This window comes from Stenotrophomonas sp. GL_101 (assembly GCF_057835675.1).
Genome location: NZ_CM174432.1, coordinates 938,060 through 960,511, shown reverse-complemented (window position 1 = coordinate 960,511; position 22,452 = coordinate 938,060). Strand labels below are relative to the sequence as shown.

The window sequence follows — 22,452 nt, the reverse complement described above, 5'->3', positions numbered from 1 at the left end:
CCCGCGCGCGGCAGGCGATGTGCAGGCGCTGGCGGCAGCCGTGGCGGAATCAGGGCTGCGGGAGGGGCTGGGCCGGCTGCGCGTCGGCCGGGTCGATGCCGTCGCGGTTGACGGTCTGCGCGTGCGGATTGGCGCCACTGTCCGCCTCCACCACACTGGCAGGCAGAGCATCGGCATCGGCGGCGCGGGTCATGGTGGTGGCATGCGGATCGGCCGCTTCGCCGCTGGACACCACCGAGGCATCGTGCGCGTGCGCCGGGTCCTCGGCATGCAGTTGCGCCGAGGCAGGTGCTGCGGGCTGTTCTTCAGACGATTGCGGACCGGTGCAGGCCGCCACCAGCGCAACGAAAGCAACAAGGACAGACGCCGAGGCAAGGGTGATTTTCATCCGGGACAGTTCCAGTAAGCGCGTGTCGCGCAGAAGGGTCAGTTGAACGTAGCGCGCCCGTGCAGTGCGTGCGCCGTGCCACAAGATCGCAACCTTCAATGGCGGATATGGCCTGATGCGATCGTAGGGGAACTGCAGGCAAGAAAAAACGTCCTGCTTCCATATGAGAGGTTGGTTCACCCACAGGGCGACAGCAGCTTGCGGGGCTTCGCTTGGCCATGTCGCGAGCGTCCGCGCCGCTTGGCGGCCGGCAGGCCCTTGTGCAAATGTCCCCCGGCCGACGCCTGCGGCGACGGCCTCCTCCTTTATTTTGCCAAGGACCTGCCGGCCGCCAAGCGGCGCGGCTTGCGGAACGCGAAGAGCGCTCTTCCTTGTTTGCCATGAGTCGCCAGGGTTCCCGACACGCGGGCACCGATGCCCTGCGGAGGTAGGTCACCACCGTTGGTGGTGACGCTGACCGCAGGTCGGCCCGCCGGATGCGATCGTCGAGGAACTGCAGTGACCCGTCCTGCCATAGGTTGACACCTGTGGCGGATGATCTGGCCGCCGTCAGGCGGCCAGAGACGCCCGATGCACCGCATCGGGCGTTTGCATTTTAAGCGACAGGTGCGGCCGCTCGGCGTTATAGATCCCCACCGACTCGGCGACCATCTGGCGTGCCTGCAGCAGGTCCCGGGGCCGGTGCAGCAGGAACTCGCCCTTCAATATCCCATTTACCCGTTCGGCCAGCGCATTCTGGTAGCAGTCGTAGCCATCGGTCATCGAGCAGGTCACCCCATGCCTGGCGTGGATCTTCTGGTAGTAGTCCGAGCAGTACTGGATGCCCCGGTCGGAGTGATGGATCAGCTGCTGCCGCGTTTTTCGTTCCTTCAGCGCCATCTGCAGTGCTTGGGCGACCTGTTCGGTCTGCAGGGTGTCGTGCACGCTCCAGCCCACGATCCTGCGCGACCACACATCGGTAATCAGGCTCAGGTATACAAATTTCCCCTGCGTGGGCAGGTAGGTAATGTCGGCTACCCAGACCTGCTCACTGCCGGTCGGTACCACGCGCCCTTCGCCGGGCTTGAGAAGATTGGGGTGCCGCCGGAAGCGGTGATGGCTGTCGGTCGTCTTGTGGTACGCCCGCCGCATGGGGACCAGCAGCCGGGCATCACGAAGGACGCCAAACAGACGGTCGCGCCCCATTGCCACTCCCGATGCTTGAAGCGTCGGTCCAATCAGATGATGCAGCTTGCGCGTGCCGATGCGCGGCTGGCGCGCTCGATAGCCACCTACCAGCGCGAGCGCCCGAGCACCGTCGGCCAATTGCCGCTGCTGACGATGGCCTGCCTGATAGTACGCTTGGCGACTGATACCAAAATGCCGGCAAGCCCTTGCCACGCTTACGCCTTGGAGGCGCCTTTGCGTGAGGACTTGCCGGAAGGCTTTTTTACGATGCGCACCCCGTAGTCTTCCTTGAGCACATCCACGATGGCCTCGAAAAGCTGCGCCTTCTCGGTCGCCTCCCGCAGCTGAACCTGCAGGACTTTGATCTGTTGTTCCGGTGTCAGCGGCTTGGCCGTTCCGGACTTGGGAGCTGTGGTCATGGGGGCAGATGATGCCCCACCTGACCAGTCTTGCCGACCATGTCGCCGAAGCCACGACAGCACGGTGCTCCGTCCTTGGATTCCGTAGCGCTCCTGGGCCTGCTTGTAGGTCAGCTCCCCACGCTCGACCTGGTCCACCACCGACAACTTGAAGGCCAGCGAGTAATCCCGCTGGCTGCGCCTGATTGTTGAATTCATTGAACATTCCTCTTCCTGTGGGAAAAGGTGTCAACTCAATTCAGGACGGGTCACAGGCAAGAAAAAAGCCGCCTGGCGGACCAGGCGGCTTCTGTCTTGGTGGGCTGTCAAGGATTCGAACCTTGGACCTATTGATTAAGAGTCAACTGCTCTACCAACTGAGCTAACAGCCCGAAAATCGGGGGACGAATTATGACGCGGCGGCGCAGGTGGATGCAAGCGTTTTGCTTGAACGGGAGGAAAACCGTTACCTGCGGACGATCGCCGCATTTGTAGGCCAGAGAACGGCAGGCAAGAAAAAGCTGCCTGGCGAACCAGGCGGCTTCTGTCTTGGTGGGCTGTCAAGGATTCGAACCTTGGGGACGCTGCTGCGCATTCGCGCTGCAGCCCCACGATTTGCTGCGCAAAACGCGGGCCCCTTTTCATCAGCACCCACATCCCCGCGGCTTCGCCGCGCCCCCTTGACTCAAGGGGGCTGCCCCGCCGGCCCGCCAGATGCGATCGCCGAGGAACTGCAGGCAAGAAAAAAGCCGCCTGGCGAACCAGGCGGCTTCTGTCTTGGTGGGCTGTCAAGGATTCGAACCTTGGACCTATTGATTAAGAGTCAACTGCTCTACCAACTGAGCTAACAGCCCTGAAAACTCAGGCGCACATTGTAACGTGACTGCCCTTTTTTGCAACCCTGATTCACTTTCGGCGAACCAGTTTTTATCAGTGGGGTGGCTGAGGGGACTCGAACCCCCGACCTCCGGAATCACAATCCGGAACTCTAACCAACTGAGCTACAGCCACCACTGAAACCTTTGCTTCCTGACGCATGCACCGGATGGTGCGCCCGACAGGAATCGAACCTGTAACCGCCGGCTTAGAAGGCCGGTGCTCTATCCAGTTGAGCTACGGGCGCCCTGGCTGGATTATCGCATTCCAATCCTGTTTTGAGCAGGTTTGGTCGGGGTAGAGGGATTCGAACCCCCGACATCCTGCTCCCAAAGCAGGCGCGCTACCAGACTGCGCTATACCCCGGTGGTTGCCCCCGAGGTTTCCCCCGAAAGAGTCGGCTATTGTGGGAATCAGCGCGGCATCTGTCAACGCTTATTTCACATTGTCGTGCATGTCCCGATGGCGCCGGGTCGAATCCGCTATTCTCGACACTGCGGCCAGATGGCTGGAACCCCACCCTTTCAAGGAGATTGGCAATGCGCAGCGGCAATCCCGCACTTTCCGAGTCGACGTTCCTCGATCTCGCCAGCGGTTCGGTGGTGACCTCACCCGACCAGGCGATGACCATCAACGGCACCGTCAACAAGACCGGCGTCCTGCTGTTGCTGACCGTGCTGACGGCGGCATTCGCGTGGAGTCAGTCGATCGATGCATTCGGCCTGCCCACCTCCAGCGCGTCGCTGTACGCCATCGGCGGCGGGATCGGCGGCCTGGTACTGGCACTGGTGACGATCTTCAAGAAGGAATGGTCGCCGGTCACCGCGCCGATGTACGCGCTGGTCGAAGGCCTGTTCCTGGGCGCGATCTCGGCGGTGTTCAACGCCAAGTTCCCGGGCATCGTGATGCAGGCGGTGATGCTGACCTTCGGCACCCTGTTTGTGATGCTGGTCGCCTACCGCAGCGGCCTGATCAAGGTCACCGAGAACTTCAAGCTGGGCGTGGTCGCCGCAACCGGCGGCATCGCAGTGCTCTACCTGGCGTCGTTCGCGCTGAGCTTCTTCAACATCAACGTGCCGGTCATCCATGAAGCCAGCTGGATGGGCATCGCCTTCAGCCTGTTCGTGGTGGTCGTGGCCGCGCTGAACCTGGTGCTGGATTTCGACTTCATCGAAACCGGCGCCGCCGCGCGCGCGCCCAAGTACATGGAGTGGTACGGCGCGTTTGGCCTGATGGTCACGCTGGTGTGGCTGTACATCGAGTTCCTGCGCCTGCTGTCCAAGATCCAGCAGCGCTGAACCCACCCGCTACTGGGACTGCGAAGGGCGCCGATCGGCGCCCTTTTTTCATTGGCCGACGTGGCGGGCCAGCAGGGTCGGCAACGCCGACGCCAGCAGTGCGATCCCCGACGCGGTCAGCAGGCCCAGGACGATCTGCCGGAAGCGCGCTTCGCTGATGCCGATGTACAGGCGGGCGCCCAGCAGCGTGGGCACCAGCATGGCCGGCGCAACAATGGCGAAGTACGGCAGCATCCGCACGGTGACCACACCGGTGCCCAGATACACCCCCATGGTCACCAGCAGCATGGACAGGTTGAAGTTCTGGATGACCGCGCGCTGCTCGTCCTTGCCGAAACCGCGCAGCGTGCTCCACAGGGTGGGCACCGGTCCGGCGAATCCGCCGATGCCACTGAGCACGCCCCCGGCCATGCCGGCCACCGCATCGCCCAGGCGACCGCCGACGGTGATCGGCGGCAATGTGCGTGCCATCAGCATCAGCGGGCACCACAGCGCCAGGAACGCGCCCAGCAGCGCCTTGAACCACGCCATGTCCAGGTGCGGCAGCACCGCCACGCCCAGCGGAATGCCGGCCAACCCGCCCAGCACGAATGGCAGCAGCAATCGCAGGTTGAAACCACGCCGCACGGTGAACACCGCCAGCAGCTGGCCGACCAGCGCGCCGAACACCGCCAGCGTGGCGGCCAGGCGCGGATCCAGCGTCCAGGCCCAGAACGACATGGCCACCATGCCGAATGCAAAGCCCGACAGGCCCTGCACGAATCCCGCCACGATCGCGCCGAGCGCGACCATCAGATACACCGAATCCATTGCCCATCCTCGTTGCAGCGTGGCGGGAAGCCGTCGGCTTCGCCGGCCTGGCAACCCTTGAAACGCCACGGGGCGCCCGAAGGCGCCCCGTGGTGGAATCGACCGATGCCGACGGACCGCTTACAGGCGGCTGGCGATGGCCTGGGCGAAGCCCATGGTGTTGCCGGTGCCGCCGAGGTCGCCGGTCAGCGAATCCTTGGCTTCCAGGGTGGCCACGATGGCCTTGCGCAGGCGCTCGGCGTTCTCCGCCTGGCCGACGTGGTCCAGCATCTGCGCGGCGGCCAGCAGCAGCGCGCACGGATTGGCCTTGCCCTGCCCGGCGATGTCCGGCGCGGTGCCGTGGACGGCTTCGAAGATCGCCGCGTTCTCGCCGATGTTGGCACCCGGGGCCAGGCCCAGGCCGCCGACCAGACCGGCGCACAGGTCGGAGATGATGTCGCCGAACAGGTTGGTGGTGACGATGACGTTGAACTGTTCCGGACGCATCACCAGCTGCATGCAGCAGTTGTCGACGATCATTTCCTGGAACTCGATGTCCGGGTACTTGGCCGCCACTTCGCGCGCCACGGCCAGGAACAGGCCCGAGGTCGACTTGATGATGTTGGCCTTGTGCACGGCGGTGACCTTCTTGCGGCCGGCACTACGGGCCAGCTCGAAGGCGTAGCGCACGATGCGCTCGGAGCCCTTGCGGGTGATGCGGGTGCCGGAGAACGCGGTCTCGCCGTCGGCCGACACTTCCTGGCCTTCGGCCAGGTAGGCGCCTTCGGTGTTCTCACGCACGGTGATCAGGTCCACGCCGTCGCCGAAGCGCGACTTGGTGTTCGGGAACGAGGTCGCCGGGCGCACGTTGGCGTACAGGTCGAAATGACGACGCAGGCTGACGTTGATCGAGGTGAAGCCACCACCGACCGGGGTGGTCAGCGGGCTCTTCAGCGCGATCTTGTTGCGCGCGATGGACTCCAGCGTGGAGGCCGGCATCAGGTCGCCATGCTTTTCCAGTGCGACCAGGCCGGCGTCGGCGTCTTCGTATTCAAAGCCGGTGTCCAGCTTGCCGAGCACGAACAGGGTAGCGTCCATGATCTCCGGGCCGATGCCGTCACCGCGGATGACCGTGATTTTCTGCGTCATTGATGTGTATTCCGAACCGAGGGGGAGCGCCGTCCGTCAGGGTCGCGGAGCACGGGCGCAAGGGAAGTTTCACTCGCAATTATGCCTTACCCGGCCGAAGGACCCCAAGTTACCCATTAGTCCCAGGCGCGCCTTCGGCGCGCCCCTGCAACAGAAGGGGCTCGCCCCCAGCAGGGTGGAGGGCGCGGCGGGAACATGAATGGCGATGCGCGAGCGTATCGACCAACGGTCGATACCTACCGGATGGTGAAGCACCGGTAGCCGCCGACCGTTGGTCGGCGGGCACGCGACCATGAACGTTGGGACTAATGCTCGTGAACGGCCGGGGCGGCCACGCCGCCTTCCAGCTGGTCCAGGAAATCCACCGCACGGCGCAGGTGCGGGATCACGATCGAGCCGCCAACCACCAGGCCGACCGAGAAGGTCTCGAAGAACTCTTCACGGGTCACCCCGGCGTCCTTGCACTGGGCCACGTGGTAGCTGATGCAGTCATCGCAGCGCAGCACCATCGAAGCGACCAGGCCCAGCAGTTCCTTGGTCTTCACATCCAGCGCGCCGGCCTGGTAGGTCTGGGTGTCGAGCGCGAAGAAGCGCCGCACCACCTGGTTGGGCTCGCCGAGGATGCGCTGGTTCATGCGCTGGCGGAACTCGGTGAATTCGGCAATGCGGTCCTTGCTGCCGTCGTCGGCAGCACTCATGGCTGGCCCTCGCCGGCCAGCAGGGGCTCCAGCTTGCCGGCGCGGTGCAGCGCCATCATGTCGTCATAGCCGCCGACATGGACTTCGCCGACGAAAATCTGCGGCACGCTGGTGCGGCGGGTCTTGGCCATCATCTTTTCGCGCTCGACCGGGTCCAGGTCGATGCGCACCTCGGTCCAGTCGCGGCCCTTGCTCTTGAGGAAGTTCTTGGCGGCCACGCAGTACGGGCAGACGGCGGTCGAATAGAGGGTGATGGCAGGGCCACCGGCCGGGTGGGAAACGACGTCTTGGCTCACGGGAAACTCCACGGACAAACGAGTGTCTGTATATGGTAGCTGGCCGCTGGATTTTCCACGTCATCACCGCAACACTGTGGATTAACCGCAGAGTTGCCCTTGGCCTGTCACGCTGACCCCCCGTCCGCCCTGCCGTACCTCCAGGAGCCCTGTTTGCGCCCTCTGCTGCTCTCTACTGCGCTGACCCTCGCCCTGGCCGTGCCGCTGGCCTCGGCCCAGGACGCCAAGCTGCCGGACATCGGCTCCTCCGCCGGGGAACTGCTGACCCCGGCCCGGCAGGCTGAATATGGCGGCATGATGCTGCGCGAACTGCGCAACTACGGCTACCTGCTGGATGACCCGCTGGTGGACGAGTGGCTGCAGGGCATGGGCACCCGCCTGGGCTCCAACAGCGCCACGCCGCGGCAGTCGTATACGTTCTTCATGCTCAAGGACCGGCAGATCAACGCCTTTGCGACCCTGGGCGGCTATATCGGGGTCAATGCCGGGCTGGTGTTGACCGCCGAGCGCGAGGACGAAGTGGCCGCGGTGCTGTCGCACGAAATCGCCCACGTCACCCAGCAGCACGTGCTGCGTGGGGTGGAGCGTGCGCAGCGCGACCAGATCCCGATCCTGCTGGGCATGCTGGCCGCGGTCGTTGCCGCGCAGCAGGCCGGCGGCAACTCCTCCGGCGATGCCACCATGGCCGCGATCACCTCGGGCATGGGCCTGATGCAGCAGCGCCAGATCAACTACACCCGCAGCAACGAATCCGAGGCTGATCGCCTGGGTATCCGTACCCTTGCCCGCAGCGGCTACGACGTGGATGCGATGGCCGGGTTCTTCGAGCGCATGGCCGCGTCGATGCGCGGCAATGCCGGCGGCTATTCGGCGCCCGATTTCCTGCAGACCCACCCGGTCAACACCACCCGCATCAGCGAGGCCAAGGCCCGCGCCGAGCAGATGAAGAAGGACACGGTGCTGCTGACCACCGCCGTACCCGGAGGCATCCGCCAGGAACGGGTGAACCCTTCGGACCCAAGCCTGTCCGAACCGATCATCAAGCGCAGCAATCCGCTGCTGCCGGCGTCGATGCAGATTTCGGTGAGCAGCCTCAGCCGCGGCGCCAGCGGTCAGTTCGACTGGGCCCGCGAGCGCCTGCGTGTGCTCAGTGCCGACACCCCCGGCGAGGTAGTACGCGAGTACGAGAACCTGCAGCGCGCGCAGAAGAACGGGCTCACCCCGTCGCAGCGCTACGGCCTGGCGCTGGCCCGGCTGCGCAACAGTGGCGCCGCCGACGCCCGCCGCGACCTCGGCGAACTGCTGCGCGACCACCCCGACAACCTGTGGGTGGCCGTGGCCCTGGGCCAGGCCGAATCGCGCTCGGGCCAACCAGCGCAGGCCAGCGCCCGTTTCGAGGCCCTGTTGCGCCAACATCCGGGCAGCCGCCCGGTGGCACTGACCTACGCGGAGATCCTCAACGAACAGGGCGGGCGCGATGCCGGCCAGCGCGCCCAGGCGATGCTGCGCCCGCTGCTGTCGCAAAGCGGCAATGACCCGGTTTTCCAGCTGCGTTACGCCCGCGCCAGCGAACTGGCCGGCGATACCGTCCGGGCCAGCGAGGCGTATGCCGAGGCGGCATTCCTGAATGGTCGCCCGGAGCAGGCGCTGATGCAGCTGCAGGCGCTGAAGAAGCAGCCGGCGCTGGACTATGTCGGCCGTGCGCGGGTAGATGCGCGCATCGAAAGCATCACCCCGACCGTGCTGGAAATGCGCCGCCAAGGCATCCACGACCCCGAGCTGGAGCGCCGCTGAGCGTGCCGGGCACGGGGGGGCGCAGATGACCGCCGGATGGCAATGCAGGCCAATCCAGGCCGGGTCGTCACAAACATGTCATGAAACCGTAGTCTACTGGGTTCAATCCCGGTCTGATAAGCAATACGGTGCCACGTGCAGAAACGCATCCTGATCGTCGATGACGAACCCGCAATCCGTGAAATGGTCGCTTTTGCCCTGCGCAAGGGCGATTACGACCCGATCCACGCCGGTGACGCCCGCGAAGCGCAGACGGCCATCGCCGACCGCGTCCCGGACCTGATCCTGCTCGACTGGATGCTCCCTGGCACCAGCGGCCTGGACCTGGCCCGGCGCTGGCGCAAGGACGCCCTCACCCGCGAGGTGCCGATCATCATGCTGACCGCGCGCGGCGAAGAAAACGACCGCGTCGGTGGGCTGGAAGCGGGCGTCGACGACTATGTGGTCAAGCCGTTCTCGGCGCGCGAGTTGCTGGCGCGCATCCGTGCGGTGATGCGCCGCGCCCGCGACGACGATGAAGATGGCAGTGTCGCGGTGGGGACGATCCGTATCGACGGCGCGGCGCACCGCGTGTTCGCCGGTGACCAGCCGGTGCCGATCGGCCCGACCGAATACCGACTGCTGCACTTCTTCATGACCCATCCCGAACGCGTCTATAGCCGCGCCCAGCTGCTGGACCATGTGTGGGGCGGCAGCGTGTACGTGGAGGAGCGCACCATCGACGTGCACATCCGCCGGCTGCGCAAGACGCTGGAACCGTTCGCGGCGGAGAACATGGTGCAGACCGTGCGCGGTGCCGGCTACCGCTTCTCCACTTCGACCTGATCACTACGACTCCTGTTATGGTCCGGTAGCGGGGCAGAGCCCCGCTCTACCTACAGAACGCGCAGCGGGGCAGCACCCCGCTCTACCCCGGATCACGCCGGGGACCGAACTTTCCGCGAGACCGCAATGCCGCGCCACATCCGCTCTGCCTGGTTGAAGACACTGGCCACCCTCGCCGTTCTGCTGCTCGCCGCCGGCGTGCTGGGGCTGCTCACCGGCCATGTGTGGATGTGCGTCGCGCTGGCCTCGATCGGCGCGCTGGCCTGGCACTACTGGCGGTTGCGCCGGGTGCTGCGCCGGCTGACCGCACGGCATCGCTGGGACATGGGCGGCGGCAACGGCGTCTGGAACGAACTGGACCGCCTGCTGTATCGCAACCAGCTGGAAATGCGCACGCGCAAGCGGCGCCTGCTGGACATGCTGCGCAGCTACCGGGCCGCCGCCGCCGCCCTGCCCGACGCGGTAGTAGTGGTGGACCGCAACAGCCAGCGCGTGCAGTGGTTCAACGAAGCGGCCACGTCATTGCTCGGCCTGCACCATCCCGGCGATCTCGGCGAGGCGCTGGTGGAACGCCTGCAGCCGATGCCGCTGGCCCACTGGCTGGCCGGTGGCCGAAATGCCGAACCGATCCTGGATGTGCCCTCGCCGGTCGATCCGGCGATCCGGCTCAACCTGCGCCTGATTCCCTACTCGCCCGACTACTGGCTGTTGATCGCGCGCGACGTCAGCAAGCTGTTGCGGCTGGAACAGGTGCGCCGTGATTTCGTGGCCAACGTCTCGCACGAACTGCGCACGCCGCTGACGGTGGTGCACGGTTATCTGGACATGATGGAACCGGAGGACTTCCCCGGTACCGGCCCGATGCTGGAAGAAATGCGCAAGCAGTCCCAGCGCATGGCCCAGCTGGTCGAAGACCTGTTGACCCTGTCGCGGCTGGAGTCGCAGGAACACACCGAAGAAGAAGCCGTGGCGATGGCGCCGATGCTGGCCACGTTGCGCCGCGAGGCCGAAGCGCACAGCCAGGGCCGCCACCAGATCAACGTGATCGACAGTGCCGGGGTCGATCTGCAGGGCTCCAACAAGGAACTGCACAGCGCGTTCTCCAACCTGGTCACCAATGCGGTGCGCTACACCCCGGCCGGCGGCCGCGTCGAAGTGGAACTGGCGCGCGAAGGACAGGGGGTGGTGCTCAGCGTGCGCGACACCGGCTATGGCATCCCCGCTGCGCACCTGCCGCGCCTGACCGAACGCTTCTACCGGGTCTCCAGCAGCCGTTCGCGTGAAAGCGGCGGCACCGGCCTGGGCCTGTCGATCGTCAAACACATCCTTGGCCTGCACCACGCGCGCCTGGAGATCCAGAGCGAGGTCGGCAAGGGCAGCGTGTTTTCGTGCCACTTCGATGCCGACCACGTGCGCGCCCGCGCCGAGGTTGCCTCCCTTCCCTCTTCCGAAGACTTTTCCGCATGAGCACTCTCGTCCCCATCGCCGTGCCTGTGGACAACGATCCGCTGCGCGACCCGGCGCTGTACATCAACCGCGAACTGTCGCAGCTGGACTTCAACTTCCGCGTGCTGGCCCAGGCCATGGACACCCAGGTGCCGCTGCTGGAACGGCTGCGCTTCATGTGCATCTCGTGCACCAACCTGGACGAGTTCTTCGAGATCCGCGCCGCCGCGGTCCGGCATGCACAGGAGTTCGGCCTGCCGCCGGCACCGGATGGCATGACCCCGCAGGCGATCCTCAATGCGATCCATGACCGCGCCGCGCAGCTGGTCGACCAGCAATACCGGTGCTGGAACGAAACCCTGCGCCCGGCGCTGCACGAGGCCGGCATCGATGTGCTCGGACGGCACTCCTGGAACCACCGCCAGAAGCGCTGGCTGCGCGCGTACTTCCGCAACGAGATCATGCCGGTGCTGTCGCCGCTGGGCCTGGACCCGTCGCACCCGTTCCCGAAAATCCTCAACAAATCGCTGAACATCGTGGTGGTGCTCAAGGGGACCGATGCGTTCGGCCGCGCCGGCCACCTGGCCATCGTGCGCGCACCGCGCTCGCTGCCGCGCATCATCCAGCTGCCGGAGAAGCTCGGCGGGCCGCAGACCTACGTGTTCCTGTCCTCGGTGCTGTCGACCTTCGTCGATGAACTGTTCCCGGGCATGGAAGTCCAGGGCGCCTACCAGTTCCGGGTCACCCGCAATTCCGAACTGGTGGTGGACGAAGAGGAAGTGGAAAACCTGGCGCTGGCGCTGCGCGACGAGCTGGTCGACCGCGGCTACCGGCCGGCGGTGCGGCTGGAGATCGCGCAGGATTGCCCGCGCGACATCGTGCGTACCCTGCTGCAGAATTTCGGCCTGACCGAGAACGCGGTGTACCGCATCGACGGCCCGGTCAACCTCAACCGCGTGATCCAGCTGTACGACCTGCTGGCCCGCCCGGAACTGAAGTACCCCACGCTCAATCCGCGCGTGCTGCGCGACGGCGACGGCATCTTCGAGGTGGTCGCGCGCAAGGATGTGCTGCTGCACCATCCCTTCGATGCGTTCACCCCGGTGCTGGACCTGATCAAGCAGGCCGCCGTGGACCCCAATGCCTTGGCGATCAAGCAGACGCTGTACCGCACCGGCAAGGATTCGCAGATTGTCGATGCATTGATCCAGGCCGCACGCAACGGCAAGGACGTCACCGTGGTGGTGGAGCTGCGCGCGCGCTTCGATGAAGAGGCCAACCTGGGCCTGGCCGACCGCCTGCAGGAAGCCGGCGTGCAGGTGGTGTACGGGGTGGTGGGCTACAAGACCCACGCAAAGATGCTGCTGATCGTGCGCCGCGAAGGCCGCAAGCTGCGCCGTTATGTACACCTGGGCACCGGCAACTACCACAGCGGCACGGCGCGCGCGTACACCGACATCAGCCTGATCACCGCCGATGCGGACATCGGCAACGATGTGCACCTGCTGTTCCAGCAGCTGTCCGGGCTGGCGCCGCGGACCAAGCTCAAACGCCTGCTGCAATCGCCCTTCACCCTGCACCCGGGGCTGCTGCAGCGGATCGAGCGCGAAACCCGCCTGGCCGCCAGCGGCCGTCCGGGCCGCATCATCGCCAAGATGAACGCCCTCAACGAGCCGCAGATGATCCGCGCGCTGTATGCCGCCTCGCAGGCGGGGGTGCAGATCGACCTGCTCGTGCGCGGCGCGTGCACGCTGCGCCCTGGGGTACCGGGGGTGTCGGACAACATCCGGGTGCGCTCGATCGTCGGGCGTTTCCTTGAGCACAGCCGGGTGTACTGGTTCGGCAACGATGGCGCCGCTGAACTGTTCTGCGCCAGCGCCGACTGGCTGGAGCGAAACCTGCTGCGCCGGGTCGAGACCTGCTTCCCGATCCTGGACCCGGAGCTGGCGCGCAAGGTCTACCGCGATGTGCTGCAGAACTACCTGGACGACAACCTCAACGCGTGGCAGCTGCAGGCCGACGGCGGCTACGTGAAGTGCAGCCCCGGCCATGACGAACCGCCGCATGCGGCGCAGATGGCGTTGCTGCAGGGCCTGTAGGTACCCACCGTTGGTGGGTACGTGCCCGATGACCCGCGCCGCCTGCCGTGCCGGCCAGGTGCCGTGCCCACCAACGGTGGGCACCTACCGGTGACCGATGGTCGCAGTCCCTACATGTGAAGACCGTGCGGTGACGCCGCGCCCCGCCCTTCGGCTAACATTCGCCCATGCCGCATACCATCACGACTCCGCCCGCATTGCAGGATGGCGACCTGCTCGCCGCCATCGACCTGGGATCCAACAGTTTCCACATGGTCATCGCGCGTTACACGCTCGGGCAGCTGCGGGTGGTCGACCGCCTGCGCGAGACCGTGCGCATGGCCGATGGGCTGGATGGCAAGGGCGGCCTGTCGGCCGAGGCACGCCAGCGCGCGCTGGAATGCCTGGCCCGGTTCGGCCAACGCATCCAGGCAATTCCATCGGTGCGGGTACGGGCCCTGGCCACCAATACGGTGCGCCAGCTGCGCTCCCCACAGGCGTTCCTGATGCCGGCAGAAACCGCGCTCGGGCATGCCATCGAAGTGGTCAGCGGGCGCGAAGAGGCGCGCCTGATCTATCTCGGCGTGGCCCATGCGCAACCGCCCAAACCGGACCAGCGTCGGCTGGTGATCGACATCGGCGGGGGCTCCACGGAGTTCATCATCGGCCAGGGCATGCAGACGCTGGAACGCGAAAGCCTGCAGGCCGGCTGCATCGCCAGCACCCGGCGCTTCTTCCCAGGCGGCAAGCTCAGCCGCAAGCGCTGGAAGGACGCGCTGACCGAAATCGGCGCGGAGTTCCAGCAGTTCGCGACCAAGTACCGGGCACTGGGCTGGCACGAAGCGCTTGGCTCGTCGGGCACGCACAAGGCGATCAGCGAAATCTGCGCCACCATGAAGCTGAGCAAGGGGGCGATCACCGCCGAGGCGCTGCCGCAGCTGCGCGACGAGCTGCTCAAGGCCAAGCGCATCGAAGACATCAACCTGCCCGGCCTGTCCCCGGACCGTCGGCCGATCATCGCCGGTGGCATCTTGGTGCTGGAAGCGGCGTTCCAGGCGTTGGGCCTGCAGAAGCTGCTGGTCAGCAAGGCGGCGATGCGTGAGGGCATCCTGTACGACATCCTCGGCCGTGCCGGCGAGAACGACCTGCGCGATGAGTCGGTGGCCGCACTGACCCTGCGTTACGGCATCGACATCGTGCAGGCCGAGCGGGTCGAACGCACCGCGATGTACCTGCTCGGACAGGTCGAGGACAGCTGGGGGCTGGATCCCGACGATGCCCGCATGCTCGGCTGGGCCGCACGCCTGCACGAGCTGGGCCTGATGATCGCCCACAGCGGCTACCACGTGCATGGCAGCTATGTGCTGGAGAACTCGGACATTGCCGGCTTCTCGCGACAGGAGCAGCAACTGCTGGCCGCGCTGGTGCGCAGCCATCGCCGCAATGTGTCCAAGTCCGCCTTCGAGGCGCTGCCCGAGCGTTTGCTGCAACCTGCGCGGCGCATGACCGCCTTGCTGCGGTTGGCGGTCCTGCTCAACCGCGCGCATGAAGACACGCCCATGCCGGCGCTGGAGTTGACCGCCGATGACGCCCGCCTGGCACTGATCCTGCCCCAGGCCTACATCGACGCCCGGCCGCTGCTGCGGGCCGACCTCATCGGCGAGACCGACGGCATGGCCGGGCTCGGCGTGCAGTTCCGGCCGTTCGTGGCCTGACGCTCGCCCGTTCAGTCCCACCGCGCGGCCCGCCCGCCCGAACACGGCCCCTGCCAAGGGGCCGTGTTTTTTTGTGTGCGCGGTCACGAGCAACGCGGACGCCCGCGCGAAAACCATGCGGCAACGCAGCAAATTGTTACGTCTTGATACAAACCGATACGCAACGACGTTTGACCCTTTCTCGCAACGCATTGCTTTTCCTCACATTTCGTCTCGATAGTTAGATCGACGTGATGAATTTGTTGATGGAGCTTTACAAACACTTAACGTCCGAGACTATGATCGGGGAACCGGCCCAATTTGGGTCGGATTTTGGGAAGGCGGGAACTTGGGCCCGCCAACTCCTTTTGATTCAGTTCCAACCGAGAGAGAGAGCCTTATGAATTCACGCACCAACGTACTGGGGCAGGCAATCCGCTACGCCCTGGTCGCCGGCACCGCAGGCCTGATGGCCGCCCCGGCGATGGCACAGGACGCGCCGGCCGCTACCAATCTTGACCGCATCGAGATCACCGGTTCGCGCATCCGCCAGGTTGACGTTGAGACCGCGCAGCCCGTGCTGGCGCTGACCCGCATGGACATCGAACGCCAGGGCTTCAGTTCGGTATCGGACATCCTGCAGAACGTCACCGCGATGGGCAGCCCGACGATCAGCCGCGCCAACGTGCTGACCGCCGGTGAAAACGCCGGTGGCACCTATGTCGACATGCGTGGCCTGGGCACCCAGCGCACGCTGGTGCTGATCAACGGCAAGCGCCTGGGCATCAGCACCTCCGGCTACCAGGACCTGTCGGTACTGCCGGTGTCGGCGATCGAGCGCGTCGAAATCCTGAAGGACGGCGCCTCGGCCATCTATGGCTCCGACGCCATGGCCGGCGTGGTCAACATCATCACCCGTAGCAACGTCACCGGCGTCACCGCCAACGTCTACCACGGGCAGTACAGCGAAGGCGACGGCGCACGTGACCGCTTCGACGTGGTTGCCGGCTGGTCCAACGACCGCTTCTCGGCCACCCTTGCCGCTGAGCACTCCGAAGAAAAGGCCGTGTGGGCGCGTGACCGCGGCTTCAGCCAGTACAGCAATACCGACCGGCATGCGACGGAAGGTTGGACCACCACCAGCCAGTGGGGCCAGTTCACCGGCCTGAGGGGCGGCCCGGGCTGCACCAGGACCGCCGGTTGCGACTACTCGCTCAACCGTGGCACCGATCCGACCAACCCGGCCAACTATCACCTGACCAACCCGGCCGCGTTCACCGGCGACACCAGCAACACCAATGATCAGATGCACCTGAGCTACCCGATCAAGCGTGACTCGGTGTTCTTCTCCGGCCAGGCCAACATCACCGACAACGTCCGCTTCAAGACCGAGCTCGGTTACAACAAGCGCGAGTCGACCCGCGTCACCGCCGGCTACCCGCTGTCCTCCAGCACGCTGGGCAAGCTCGCTGCCGATGGCAACATGTCCATCGACAGCTACTTCAACCCGTTCGGCAACAAGAACGGTTACGCCACGCCGACGTCGATTGCCTGGAACCGTCGTACCTGGGAACTCCCGCGCGAAAGCACCAGCGAGCTGAAGACCTACCGCGCGGTGGCGGCGTTTGAAGGTTCGTTCGACCTGGGCGAGCGCTACTTCGATTGGGAAGTGGGCTACCAGTACAGCAAGAACGAGCTGACCCAGCACACCACCGGCAACCTGCACAAGCAGCGCGTCATCGATGCGGTCGGTCCGTCGTACCTGAACAACGCGACCGGCAAGGTCGAGTGCGGCAGCGCGGCGGCACCGAAGGCCAACTGCATGGTGTGGAACCCGCTGGTGCCGTACGGCGTGCAGAACCCGTACGGGCTGGACGGCAACCAGGCACTGCAGGATTGGCTGTTCCCGGAAGAGAACGCCACCGGCCAGACCTCGACCAAGAACTGGTTCGCCAACCTGAGCGGCAGCGCCTTCACCCTGCCGGCCGGTGACGTGGGCTTCGCCTTCGGTCTGGAAAACCGTGAAGAGAACGGCAAGTTCGTTCCCGACGCACTGGCCCAGACCGGCGCGACCACCAACCTGGCCGCCGGCCCGACCGGTGGTTCGTACAAGGTCAAGGAAGCCTACCTGGAGTTGAACGTGCCGGTGCTGGCCGACCTGCCCGGTGCCAAGGAGCTGAGCTTCAGCGCCGCGACCCGTTACTCGGACTACAACACCTTCGGCGACACCCTCAACAGCAAGTTCGGCTTCAAGTGGAAGCCGCTCGACCAGCTGCTGGTGCGTGGTACCTGGGCCGAAGGCTTCCGTGCCCCGACCATCAACGACCTGTACGGTGGCGGTTCGGAAACCTTCGCAACCTTCAGCGATCCGTGCGACAGCGTGTACGGCTCGGCCAAGACCAGCAGCAGCGTGCGTGCACGTTGCGCGCAGGACATCGCCAACGTTGCTACGTTCCGCCAGCTGGATTCGACCCGTCAGCCGACCACCGGCTCGAGCGCGGCCACCCCGGTTGCGTTCAGCTCCGGCTCGAACCCGAACCTGTTGCCGGAAACCTCGACCAGCAAGACGCTGGGCGTGGTCTGGAGCCCCACCTTCATCAGCAACTTCAATGTGTCGCTGGACTGGTGGAAGATCCGCATCGACAACACGATCGTGTCCGACAGCCCGAACCAGATTCTGATCGACTGCTACGAGCAGAACATCGAATCGCGTTGCGCACGCTTCACGCGTGATCCGGTCACCGGCATCGTCACCGGCCTGCGCTTCGGCAACCGCAATGCCGGTTTCGCCGAGACCGAAGGCTACGACATGGACCTGACCTACCGTCTGGATACCGCTTACGGCAAGCTGAGCACCAACTGGTCGACCACCTACGTCAGCTCGAACATCAACCGTTCGTCCAACGACGCTACGATCGTTCCGACCACCACCAACGGCATCGGCACCAACACCGGCATCGGCTTCCGCGTGCGCTCCAATGCGACCGTGGGCTGGGACCTGGAGAACTTCGGCGTCAGCTGGAGCGCGCGTTACTACTCCGGCGTGAAGGAGCAGTGCCTGAGCCTGCCGAACCATCCGGACGAGTGCTCCGATCCGGGCGTGTACGCACCGTGGTACAAGGGCGCGCGCAACTACAACGAGCGTGGTTCGGTCACCTTCCACGACGTGCAGGCGCGTTACAAGCTGCCGTGGAACGCCACCGTCTCGGTCGGTGCCAACAACGTGTTCAACCGCCTGGGCCCGGTGATGTACACCAAGCCGAACTCGGTGTACTCCTACTCCGGCGGCTACGACATCGGCCGCTTCGTGTACATGCAGTACAAGCAGCAGTTCTGATCGCTGCGCGGTAACAACGCAGCAATGCACCACCCAACCACGGCCCTTCGGGGCCGTGGTTTTTTGTTGTTCCTCCCGCAAGCCGAGCCCCTTGGCGGCCGGCAGGTCCTTGGCAAAATAAAGGAGGAGGCCGTCGCCGCAGGCGTCGGGCGGGGGACATTTGCACAAGGGCCTGCCGGCCACCAAGGGGCCCTGGACGCTCGCGCAACAGCCAAGCGAAGAAACCCCCGCAAGCTGCTTCGCCCTTTGGGTGAACCCCTCCCCTCACATCGGAGAAGAACCCCCCTAGGCCAACGCCGTCATCGGGCGGTCATGCAAGCGTCATGGAGACAACATCACCCGGCCCCAGCATGCGCCCATACCGGAGGCCCGCCATGCGCTATGCCATCGTCACTGAAACGTATCCCCCTGAAGTCAACGGCGTTGCCCTGACCGTGCAGGGACTGGAACAGGGACTGCGCGCCGCCGGCCACCAGGTCGACCTGGTCCGTCCGCGCCAGGCAACCGACGGTGTCGATGTCGACGGCACAGTGCTGGTCCAGGGCGCGGGACTGCCGCGCTACCCCGGCCTGCGCTTCGGCCTGCCGGCGCCCAAGCGGCTGGCACGGCAGTGGCAGCAGCAGCGCCCCGATGCCATCTACATCGCCACCGAGGGCCCACTGGGCTGGTCGGCGCTGCGCACCGCACGCCGACTCGGCATTCCGGTAGCCAGCGGCTTCCACACCCGCTTTGACGAATACCTGCCCGACTACGGCGTGGCCTGGCTGCAGGCCGCCGCACTGCGCTGGATGCGGCGCTTCCACAACCAGGCCGATGCCACCCTCGTACCCACCCAGGAACTGCAGCAGTTCCTCGGCGAACAGGGCTTCGAGCGGGTGCGCCTGCTGGCCCGCGCCGTGGACAGCAGCCAGTTCGAACCGCAGCGCCGCGACCCTGCGCTGCGCGAGGAATGGGGCATCGACGGCAACGGCTTCGCCGCGATCTATGTCGGCCGCATCGCCCCGGAAAAGAACCTCGCGCTGGCGGTGAAGGCGTTCCGTCGCCTGCAGCAGATACGCCCCAAGGCACGTTTCGTCTGGGTCGGCGACGGACCTTCGCGCGAGAAGCTGGCGCACGAAAATCCGGATTTCATCTTCTGCGGGGTGCAGCGCGGCGATGCGCTCGCCCGCCACTTCGCCAGCGGCGACCTGTTCCTGTTTCCCAGCCGCAGCGAAACGTTCGGCAATGTCACCCTGGAGGCGATGGCCAGTGGCGTGGCCACGGTCGCCTTCGACTACGGTGCCGCCCGCGAATACCTGCGCAGCGGGGAGGATGGCCTTGCAGTGAACGATGACAACGCCTTCATTGCCGCCGCCCTGCAACTGGCCAGCGACGACGCGCTGCGCGCCCGCCTCGGGCACAACGCGGCCACGGCGATGAAGCGCCTGCGTCCGCAGCAGGTGGTCGCCGAATTCGACGCACTGCTGGCCGAACTGGCCCATGCGCGGAGGGCACATGCCGACCACGCCGCTTGAAGCCCTGCGCGGACGCGAAACCCGCTGGTGCCGCCGGGCAAACCACTATTGCCGGCGGCGTCGCGTGCGCCGGCTGTTTGCCGCGGTCAGCCGGCTCGGCGACGGCCTGTTCTGGTACGCGCTGATGGCCGCGCTGGTCCTGCTGGATGGCGTTGAAGGCCTGCGCGCATCGCTGCACATGGCCGCCACCGGGCTGATGGCGCTGCTGCTGTACAAGGGCCTCAAACGCTGGACCCGGCGCCCGCGTCCGTACGCGGCCGACCTGCGCATCCGCGCCTGGGTGGCACCGCTGGACGAGTTCAGCTTCCCCTCCGGGCACACCCTGCACGCGGTGTCGTTCACCATCGTGGCGCTGGCCTACTACCCGTGGCTGGCGCCGCTGCTGGTGCCATTTACGGCAGCGGTGGGGCTGTCGCGAGTGGTACTGGGGCTGCATTACCCCAGCGACGTGCTGGCAGCCACGGCGATCGCCACCGCCCTGGCCGGTGCCAGCCTGCGCTGGCTGCCGGTGTAGCGCATTCGCGCCTCTGCTCCCGTGTTGTTGCGCAAACGCGGGCCAGCGCAAGCCCGCCCCCACGTCTTACAATGCGCCCATGACCACGCTGTTCATTTCCGATCTGCATCTGGACCCGAGCCGTCCAGCCATCACCGACCTGTTCCTGGCGTTCCTGCGCGATGAAGCGATGCAGGCCGACGCGCTGTACATCCTCGGCGACCTGTTTGAAGCCTGGATCGGCGACGACACCCCCTCGGCGGCCGCCGACGCCGTGGCCGACGCCCTGCATGCCGTGGCCGATGCCGGAGTGCCGGTGTACTTCATCCGCGGCAACCGCGATTTCCTGGTCGGCAACCACTACGCGCAGCGCGCGGGCTTCCGCATCCTGCCCGACCCCAGCGTGATCGACCTGTACGGTCACCCGGTGCTGCTGCAGCACGGCGACCTGCTCTGCACCGACGACGTGGCCTACCAGCAGTTCCGCGCGCAGACCCGCGACCCGGTGTTCCAGGCGCAGTTCCTGTCGCAGCCGCTGCCGGCACGCATCGCCTTCGCGCAGAAGGCGCGTGAGGCCAGCCAGGCCCGCCAGTCGGAAATGAAGCAGGACGACCGGTCGACCTTCGAGACGGTCACCGACGTGGCCCCGGCCGAGGTGGACGCCACCTTCGTCCGGCACGGCGTGGCGACCATGATCCACGGCCACACCCACCGCCCGGCCATCCATGCATTGCAGGTGCAGGGCCGCCCGTGCACCCGCATCGTGCTGGGCGACTGGTACGAACAGGGCTCGGTGCTGCGGGTGACCGCGCAGGGCTGGTCGCTGGATTCGCTGCGGCGCTGAGCGCTGCAGACCCGCGGCCGTCAACGACGGCCGCGGGCGCAGGGGATCAACGGAACGCGGCCACCGTGGCCTTGGTGTTGACCAGCACGCGCTGGTTGTCCGCGCTGGCGGCAATGCCCATCGGCACGCCGTTGTAGTTGATGTTCGGGTTGGACCAGAAGTTCAGCCGCGGGCAGCCTGCCGAGCAGGCGTAGGACATGATCGTGCGCCAGCGCGAGCCACTGGCCGGCTCATACCGGTAGCCATGCCCATAGGCGTACGGCGAGGTGCTCGGATCGGTGGCGATGTCATGCCGCGCGCTCTGCAGGTGGCCGATCTCATGGGCGAAGGAGTAGTAACCGGTCGCGCAGTCCCAATGCACCGCGGCAAACGCGGTGGCCGCGGTCGAGCCGATGCTGGACGCCAGGCCGCAGGAGCTGGCGTTGTTGATCACCAGCACGGCGACATCGGCGCGGGTGGTGTTGCGACTGGTGTGGATGCTGTCCATCACCCCGTCACTGGTACTGCGGAAGCGCGACAGGTCCGTGGAGAAACTGCTCGACTCGGCATAGCTGGTGGTCTCGTAGCCGGCCAGCTCCAGGGTAATGCCGACGTTGCTGTTGATGTAGCCCTGGTTGGATTCGGCCACGGCCAGTTGCACCAGCGACTGCATGTTGCCGCCGTAGGCAACGACCGCGCCGTTGGTGGCCACCACCAGTACGCGGATCGTGGCCGGGGTGCCGGAGGAGGCCGCGGCGATGCCGGCGCGGTCGTTGATCGGCATGCTCACCTGCGGCAGGCTGTTGTAGTCGGCGGGATGGTCGGCCGGCATGCGGCTTTCATCCACCTCGACCAGCACGTGGCGGCCGTCGCTCAGCGGGCGCAGGCGGTACAGCTGGCCATCCTTGCGGATCGAGCCGGTCACCGTGTCACCCGAACGCACCAGGATCACCGTGTTGGCCGGGTCGTTTACCGTCGCGTTCGCGCTCAGCTTGCCGGCGCGCGCGTGCAGTTGGCCGTACCAGATGCTGCCACCGTCGGGCAGCGCTTCCACCCGCTGCTGCACGGCCTGCACGGCGGTTCCCAGCAGTTCAAATTCCAGCTGACGCTGGCGCGGATTCACCGCGGCGGCATCCACCGCGACCTCCTGCACCGCAGCGCTGGAGGCGGCCGACAACACCGCCTGCGCGGCGGGCTGGTTGCTGCTGCCGGCGCGGCTGAGCACCGTCACCGGCTCGAACAACGGCGCGGCGGTGGCCGCCCCTGCCGCTGCCAGGCACAACGTGATCACACCTGCGGCCTTGCTCATCGAACTGGACATCATGTCGTCTCTCTTTGAGGGGATAAGTCGGGGGTAGTCGTCGTTTCAGTGCGGCCCAGCCAGCGGGC

Annotated in this window: 17 protein-coding genes and 5 tRNA genes; 10 read left to right on the top strand and 12 right to left on the bottom strand. The window is 66.0% G+C overall.

Translation table 11 applies throughout. The features are described 5' to 3' along the window. Nucleotides 1-49 precede the first annotated feature (49 nt). The 7 genes from AC3IR9_RS04365 to AC3IR9_RS04335 all read right to left on the bottom strand — a co-directional run bounded on the left by AC3IR9_RS04365 (nucleotide 50) and on the right by AC3IR9_RS04335 (nucleotide 3,195). A complete protein-coding gene (locus AC3IR9_RS04365) occupies nucleotides 50-388 on the bottom strand; it encodes a hypothetical protein (RefSeq protein WP_489294267.1) in 339 nt (112 codons plus the stop codon). Nucleotides 389-937: 549 nt separating this feature from the next. Beyond that, nucleotides 938-2,172, bottom strand: a protein-coding gene (locus AC3IR9_RS04360) for an IS3 family transposase (protein WP_489291031.1) whose coding sequence is annotated in 2 segments (ribosomal slippage) — nucleotides 938-1,821 and nucleotides 1,821-2,172 — 1,236 coding nt in all. Because the reading frame shifts where the segments join, the coding sequence is not laid out codon by codon here. A 97-nt stretch (nucleotides 2,173-2,269) separates the two neighbouring features. Continuing rightward, nucleotides 2,270-2,345: transfer RNA gene (locus AC3IR9_RS04355), tRNA-Lys, on the bottom strand. A gap of 386 nt (nucleotides 2,346-2,731) precedes the next feature. Further along, nucleotides 2,732-2,807, bottom strand: a tRNA-Lys gene (locus AC3IR9_RS04350). Between the two features lie 80 nt (nucleotides 2,808-2,887). Further along, nucleotides 2,888-2,964, bottom strand: a tRNA-His gene (locus AC3IR9_RS04345). Between the two features lie 35 nt (nucleotides 2,965-2,999). After that, a tRNA-Arg gene (locus AC3IR9_RS04340) sits at nucleotides 3,000-3,076 on the bottom strand. Between the two features lie 42 nt (nucleotides 3,077-3,118). Continuing rightward, nucleotides 3,119-3,195, bottom strand: a tRNA-Pro gene (locus AC3IR9_RS04335). 173 nt (nucleotides 3,196-3,368) lie between these two features. Between AC3IR9_RS04335 and AC3IR9_RS04330 the strand changes: the two genes are divergently transcribed. Beyond that, nucleotides 3,369-4,127 carry a Bax inhibitor-1/YccA family protein gene (locus AC3IR9_RS04330; protein WP_489294266.1) on the top strand — a complete coding sequence of 253 codons (759 nt, stop codon included), beginning with the start codon at nucleotides 3,369-3,371 and terminating at the stop codon, nucleotides 4,125-4,127. Between the two features lie 48 nt (nucleotides 4,128-4,175). On the opposite strand, the gene AC3IR9_RS04325 is transcribed toward AC3IR9_RS04330, so the two are convergent. The 4 genes from AC3IR9_RS04325 to grxC form a co-directional block, all read right to left on the bottom strand. Then, a complete protein-coding gene (locus AC3IR9_RS04325; protein WP_489294264.1) occupies nucleotides 4,176-4,937 on the bottom strand; it encodes a sulfite exporter TauE/SafE family protein in 762 nt (253 codons plus the stop codon). Nucleotides 4,938-5,057: 120 nt separating this feature from the next. Further along, the gene (locus AC3IR9_RS04320; protein ID WP_489294262.1) at nucleotides 5,058-6,065 is read right to left on the bottom strand and encodes an isocitrate dehydrogenase; all 1,008 of its coding nucleotides are present in this window, start codon (nucleotides 6,063-6,065) and stop codon (nucleotides 5,058-5,060) included. A 305-nt stretch (nucleotides 6,066-6,370) separates the two neighbouring features. Further along, a complete protein-coding gene (locus AC3IR9_RS04315; protein ID WP_489294261.1) occupies nucleotides 6,371-6,763 on the bottom strand; it encodes a carboxymuconolactone decarboxylase family protein in 393 nt (130 codons plus the stop codon). Further along, the gene (gene grxC, locus AC3IR9_RS04310; protein WP_489294259.1) at nucleotides 6,760-7,059 is read right to left on the bottom strand and encodes a glutaredoxin 3; all 300 of its coding nucleotides are present in this window, start codon (nucleotides 7,057-7,059) and stop codon (nucleotides 6,760-6,762) included. Before grxC ends, AC3IR9_RS04315 begins: the two co-directional genes overlap by 4 nt. 153 nt (nucleotides 7,060-7,212) lie before the next feature. Between grxC and AC3IR9_RS04305 the strand changes: the two genes are divergently transcribed. The 9 genes from AC3IR9_RS04305 (at nucleotide 7,213) to lpxH (ending at nucleotide 21,084) form a co-directional block, all read left to right on the top strand. Continuing rightward, nucleotides 7,213-8,853, top strand: a complete 1,641-nt coding sequence (locus AC3IR9_RS04305; protein WP_489294257.1) for a M48 family metalloprotease — start codon at nucleotides 7,213-7,215, stop codon at nucleotides 8,851-8,853. Between the two features lie 135 nt (nucleotides 8,854-8,988). Then, nucleotides 8,989-9,678 (top strand): phosphate regulon transcriptional regulator PhoB, encoded by a 690-nt coding sequence (phoB, locus tag AC3IR9_RS04300; protein ID WP_489294256.1) that lies wholly within the window; start codon nucleotides 8,989-8,991, stop codon nucleotides 9,676-9,678. A gap of 126 nt (nucleotides 9,679-9,804) precedes the next feature. Next, complete coding sequence (phoR, locus tag AC3IR9_RS04295; protein ID WP_489294255.1) at nucleotides 9,805-11,145, top strand: phosphate regulon sensor histidine kinase PhoR; 1,341 nt, start codon at nucleotides 9,805-9,807, stop codon at nucleotides 11,143-11,145. Beyond that, entirely contained in the window at nucleotides 11,142-13,223 is a 2,082-nt protein-coding gene (gene ppk1, locus AC3IR9_RS04290; protein WP_489294253.1) for a polyphosphate kinase 1, read from the top strand. Before phoR ends, ppk1 begins: the two co-directional genes overlap by 4 nt. Nucleotides 13,224-13,390: 167 nt before the next feature. Next, nucleotides 13,391-14,917: an exopolyphosphatase gene (ppx, locus tag AC3IR9_RS04285; RefSeq protein WP_489294252.1), complete on the top strand. Its 1,527-nt coding sequence runs from the start codon at nucleotides 13,391-13,393 to the stop codon at nucleotides 14,915-14,917. A 379-nt stretch (nucleotides 14,918-15,296) separates the two neighbouring features. Beyond that, complete coding sequence (locus AC3IR9_RS04280) at nucleotides 15,297-18,233, top strand: TonB-dependent receptor domain-containing protein (RefSeq protein ID WP_489294250.1); 2,937 nt, start codon at nucleotides 15,297-15,299, stop codon at nucleotides 18,231-18,233. A gap of 374 nt (nucleotides 18,234-18,607) precedes the next feature. Next, entirely contained in the window at nucleotides 18,608-19,747 is a 1,140-nt protein-coding gene (locus AC3IR9_RS04275) for a glycosyltransferase family 4 protein (protein ID WP_489294249.1), read from the top strand. Continuing rightward, nucleotides 19,728-20,261, top strand: coding sequence for a phosphatase PAP2 family protein (locus AC3IR9_RS04270; RefSeq protein ID WP_489294248.1), 534 nt, complete (start codon nucleotides 19,728-19,730; stop codon nucleotides 20,259-20,261). Before AC3IR9_RS04275 ends, AC3IR9_RS04270 begins: the two co-directional genes overlap by 20 nt. 79 nt (nucleotides 20,262-20,340) lie before the next feature. Next, the gene (lpxH, locus tag AC3IR9_RS04265) at nucleotides 20,341-21,084 is read left to right on the top strand and encodes a UDP-2,3-diacylglucosamine diphosphatase (protein WP_489294247.1); all 744 of its coding nucleotides are present in this window, start codon (nucleotides 20,341-20,343) and stop codon (nucleotides 21,082-21,084) included. Nucleotides 21,085-21,130: 46 nt separating this feature from the next. Here the strand turns inward: lpxH and AC3IR9_RS04260 are convergent, their stop codons facing one another. Next, entirely contained in the window at nucleotides 21,131-22,387 is a 1,257-nt protein-coding gene (locus tag AC3IR9_RS04260) for a zinc-dependent metalloprotease (RefSeq protein ID WP_489294246.1), read from the bottom strand. Nucleotides 22,388-22,452 lie beyond the last annotated feature (65 nt).

What these genes read in the sequence shown, in the direction of transcription:
- AC3IR9_RS04330 (WP_489294266.1), top strand. Translation starts at nt 3,369, where the DNA reads ATGCGCAGCGGCAATCCCGCACTTTCCGAGTCGACGTTCCTCGATCTC.
- AC3IR9_RS04365 (WP_489294267.1), bottom strand. Translation starts at nt 388, where the DNA reads ATGAAAATCACCCTTGCCTCGGCGTCTGTCCTTGTTGCTTTCGTTGCG.
- AC3IR9_RS04260 (WP_489294246.1), bottom strand. Translation starts at nt 22,387, where the DNA reads ATGATGTCCAGTTCGATGAGCAAGGCCGCAGGTGTGATCACGTTGTGC.
- AC3IR9_RS04315 (WP_489294261.1), bottom strand. Translation starts at nt 6,763, where the DNA reads ATGAGTGCTGCCGACGACGGCAGCAAGGACCGCATTGCCGAATTCACC.
- AC3IR9_RS04320 (WP_489294262.1), bottom strand. Translation starts at nt 6,065, where the DNA reads ATGACGCAGAAAATCACGGTCATCCGCGGTGACGGCATCGGCCCGGAG.
- phoR (WP_489294255.1), top strand. Translation starts at nt 9,805, where the DNA reads ATGCCGCGCCACATCCGCTCTGCCTGGTTGAAGACACTGGCCACCCTC.
- AC3IR9_RS04275 (WP_489294249.1), top strand. Translation starts at nt 18,608, where the DNA reads ATGCGCTATGCCATCGTCACTGAAACGTATCCCCCTGAAGTCAACGGC.
- lpxH (WP_489294247.1), top strand. Translation starts at nt 20,341, where the DNA reads ATGACCACGCTGTTCATTTCCGATCTGCATCTGGACCCGAGCCGTCCA.
- AC3IR9_RS04280 (WP_489294250.1), top strand. Translation starts at nt 15,297, where the DNA reads ATGAATTCACGCACCAACGTACTGGGGCAGGCAATCCGCTACGCCCTG.
- ppx (WP_489294252.1), top strand. Translation starts at nt 13,391, where the DNA reads ATGCCGCATACCATCACGACTCCGCCCGCATTGCAGGATGGCGACCTG.
- AC3IR9_RS04325 (WP_489294264.1), bottom strand. Translation starts at nt 4,937, where the DNA reads ATGGATTCGGTGTATCTGATGGTCGCGCTCGGCGCGATCGTGGCGGGA.
- ppk1 (WP_489294253.1), top strand. Translation starts at nt 11,142, where the DNA reads ATGAGCACTCTCGTCCCCATCGCCGTGCCTGTGGACAACGATCCGCTG.
- AC3IR9_RS04270 (WP_489294248.1), top strand. Translation starts at nt 19,728, where the DNA reads ATGCCGACCACGCCGCTTGAAGCCCTGCGCGGACGCGAAACCCGCTGG.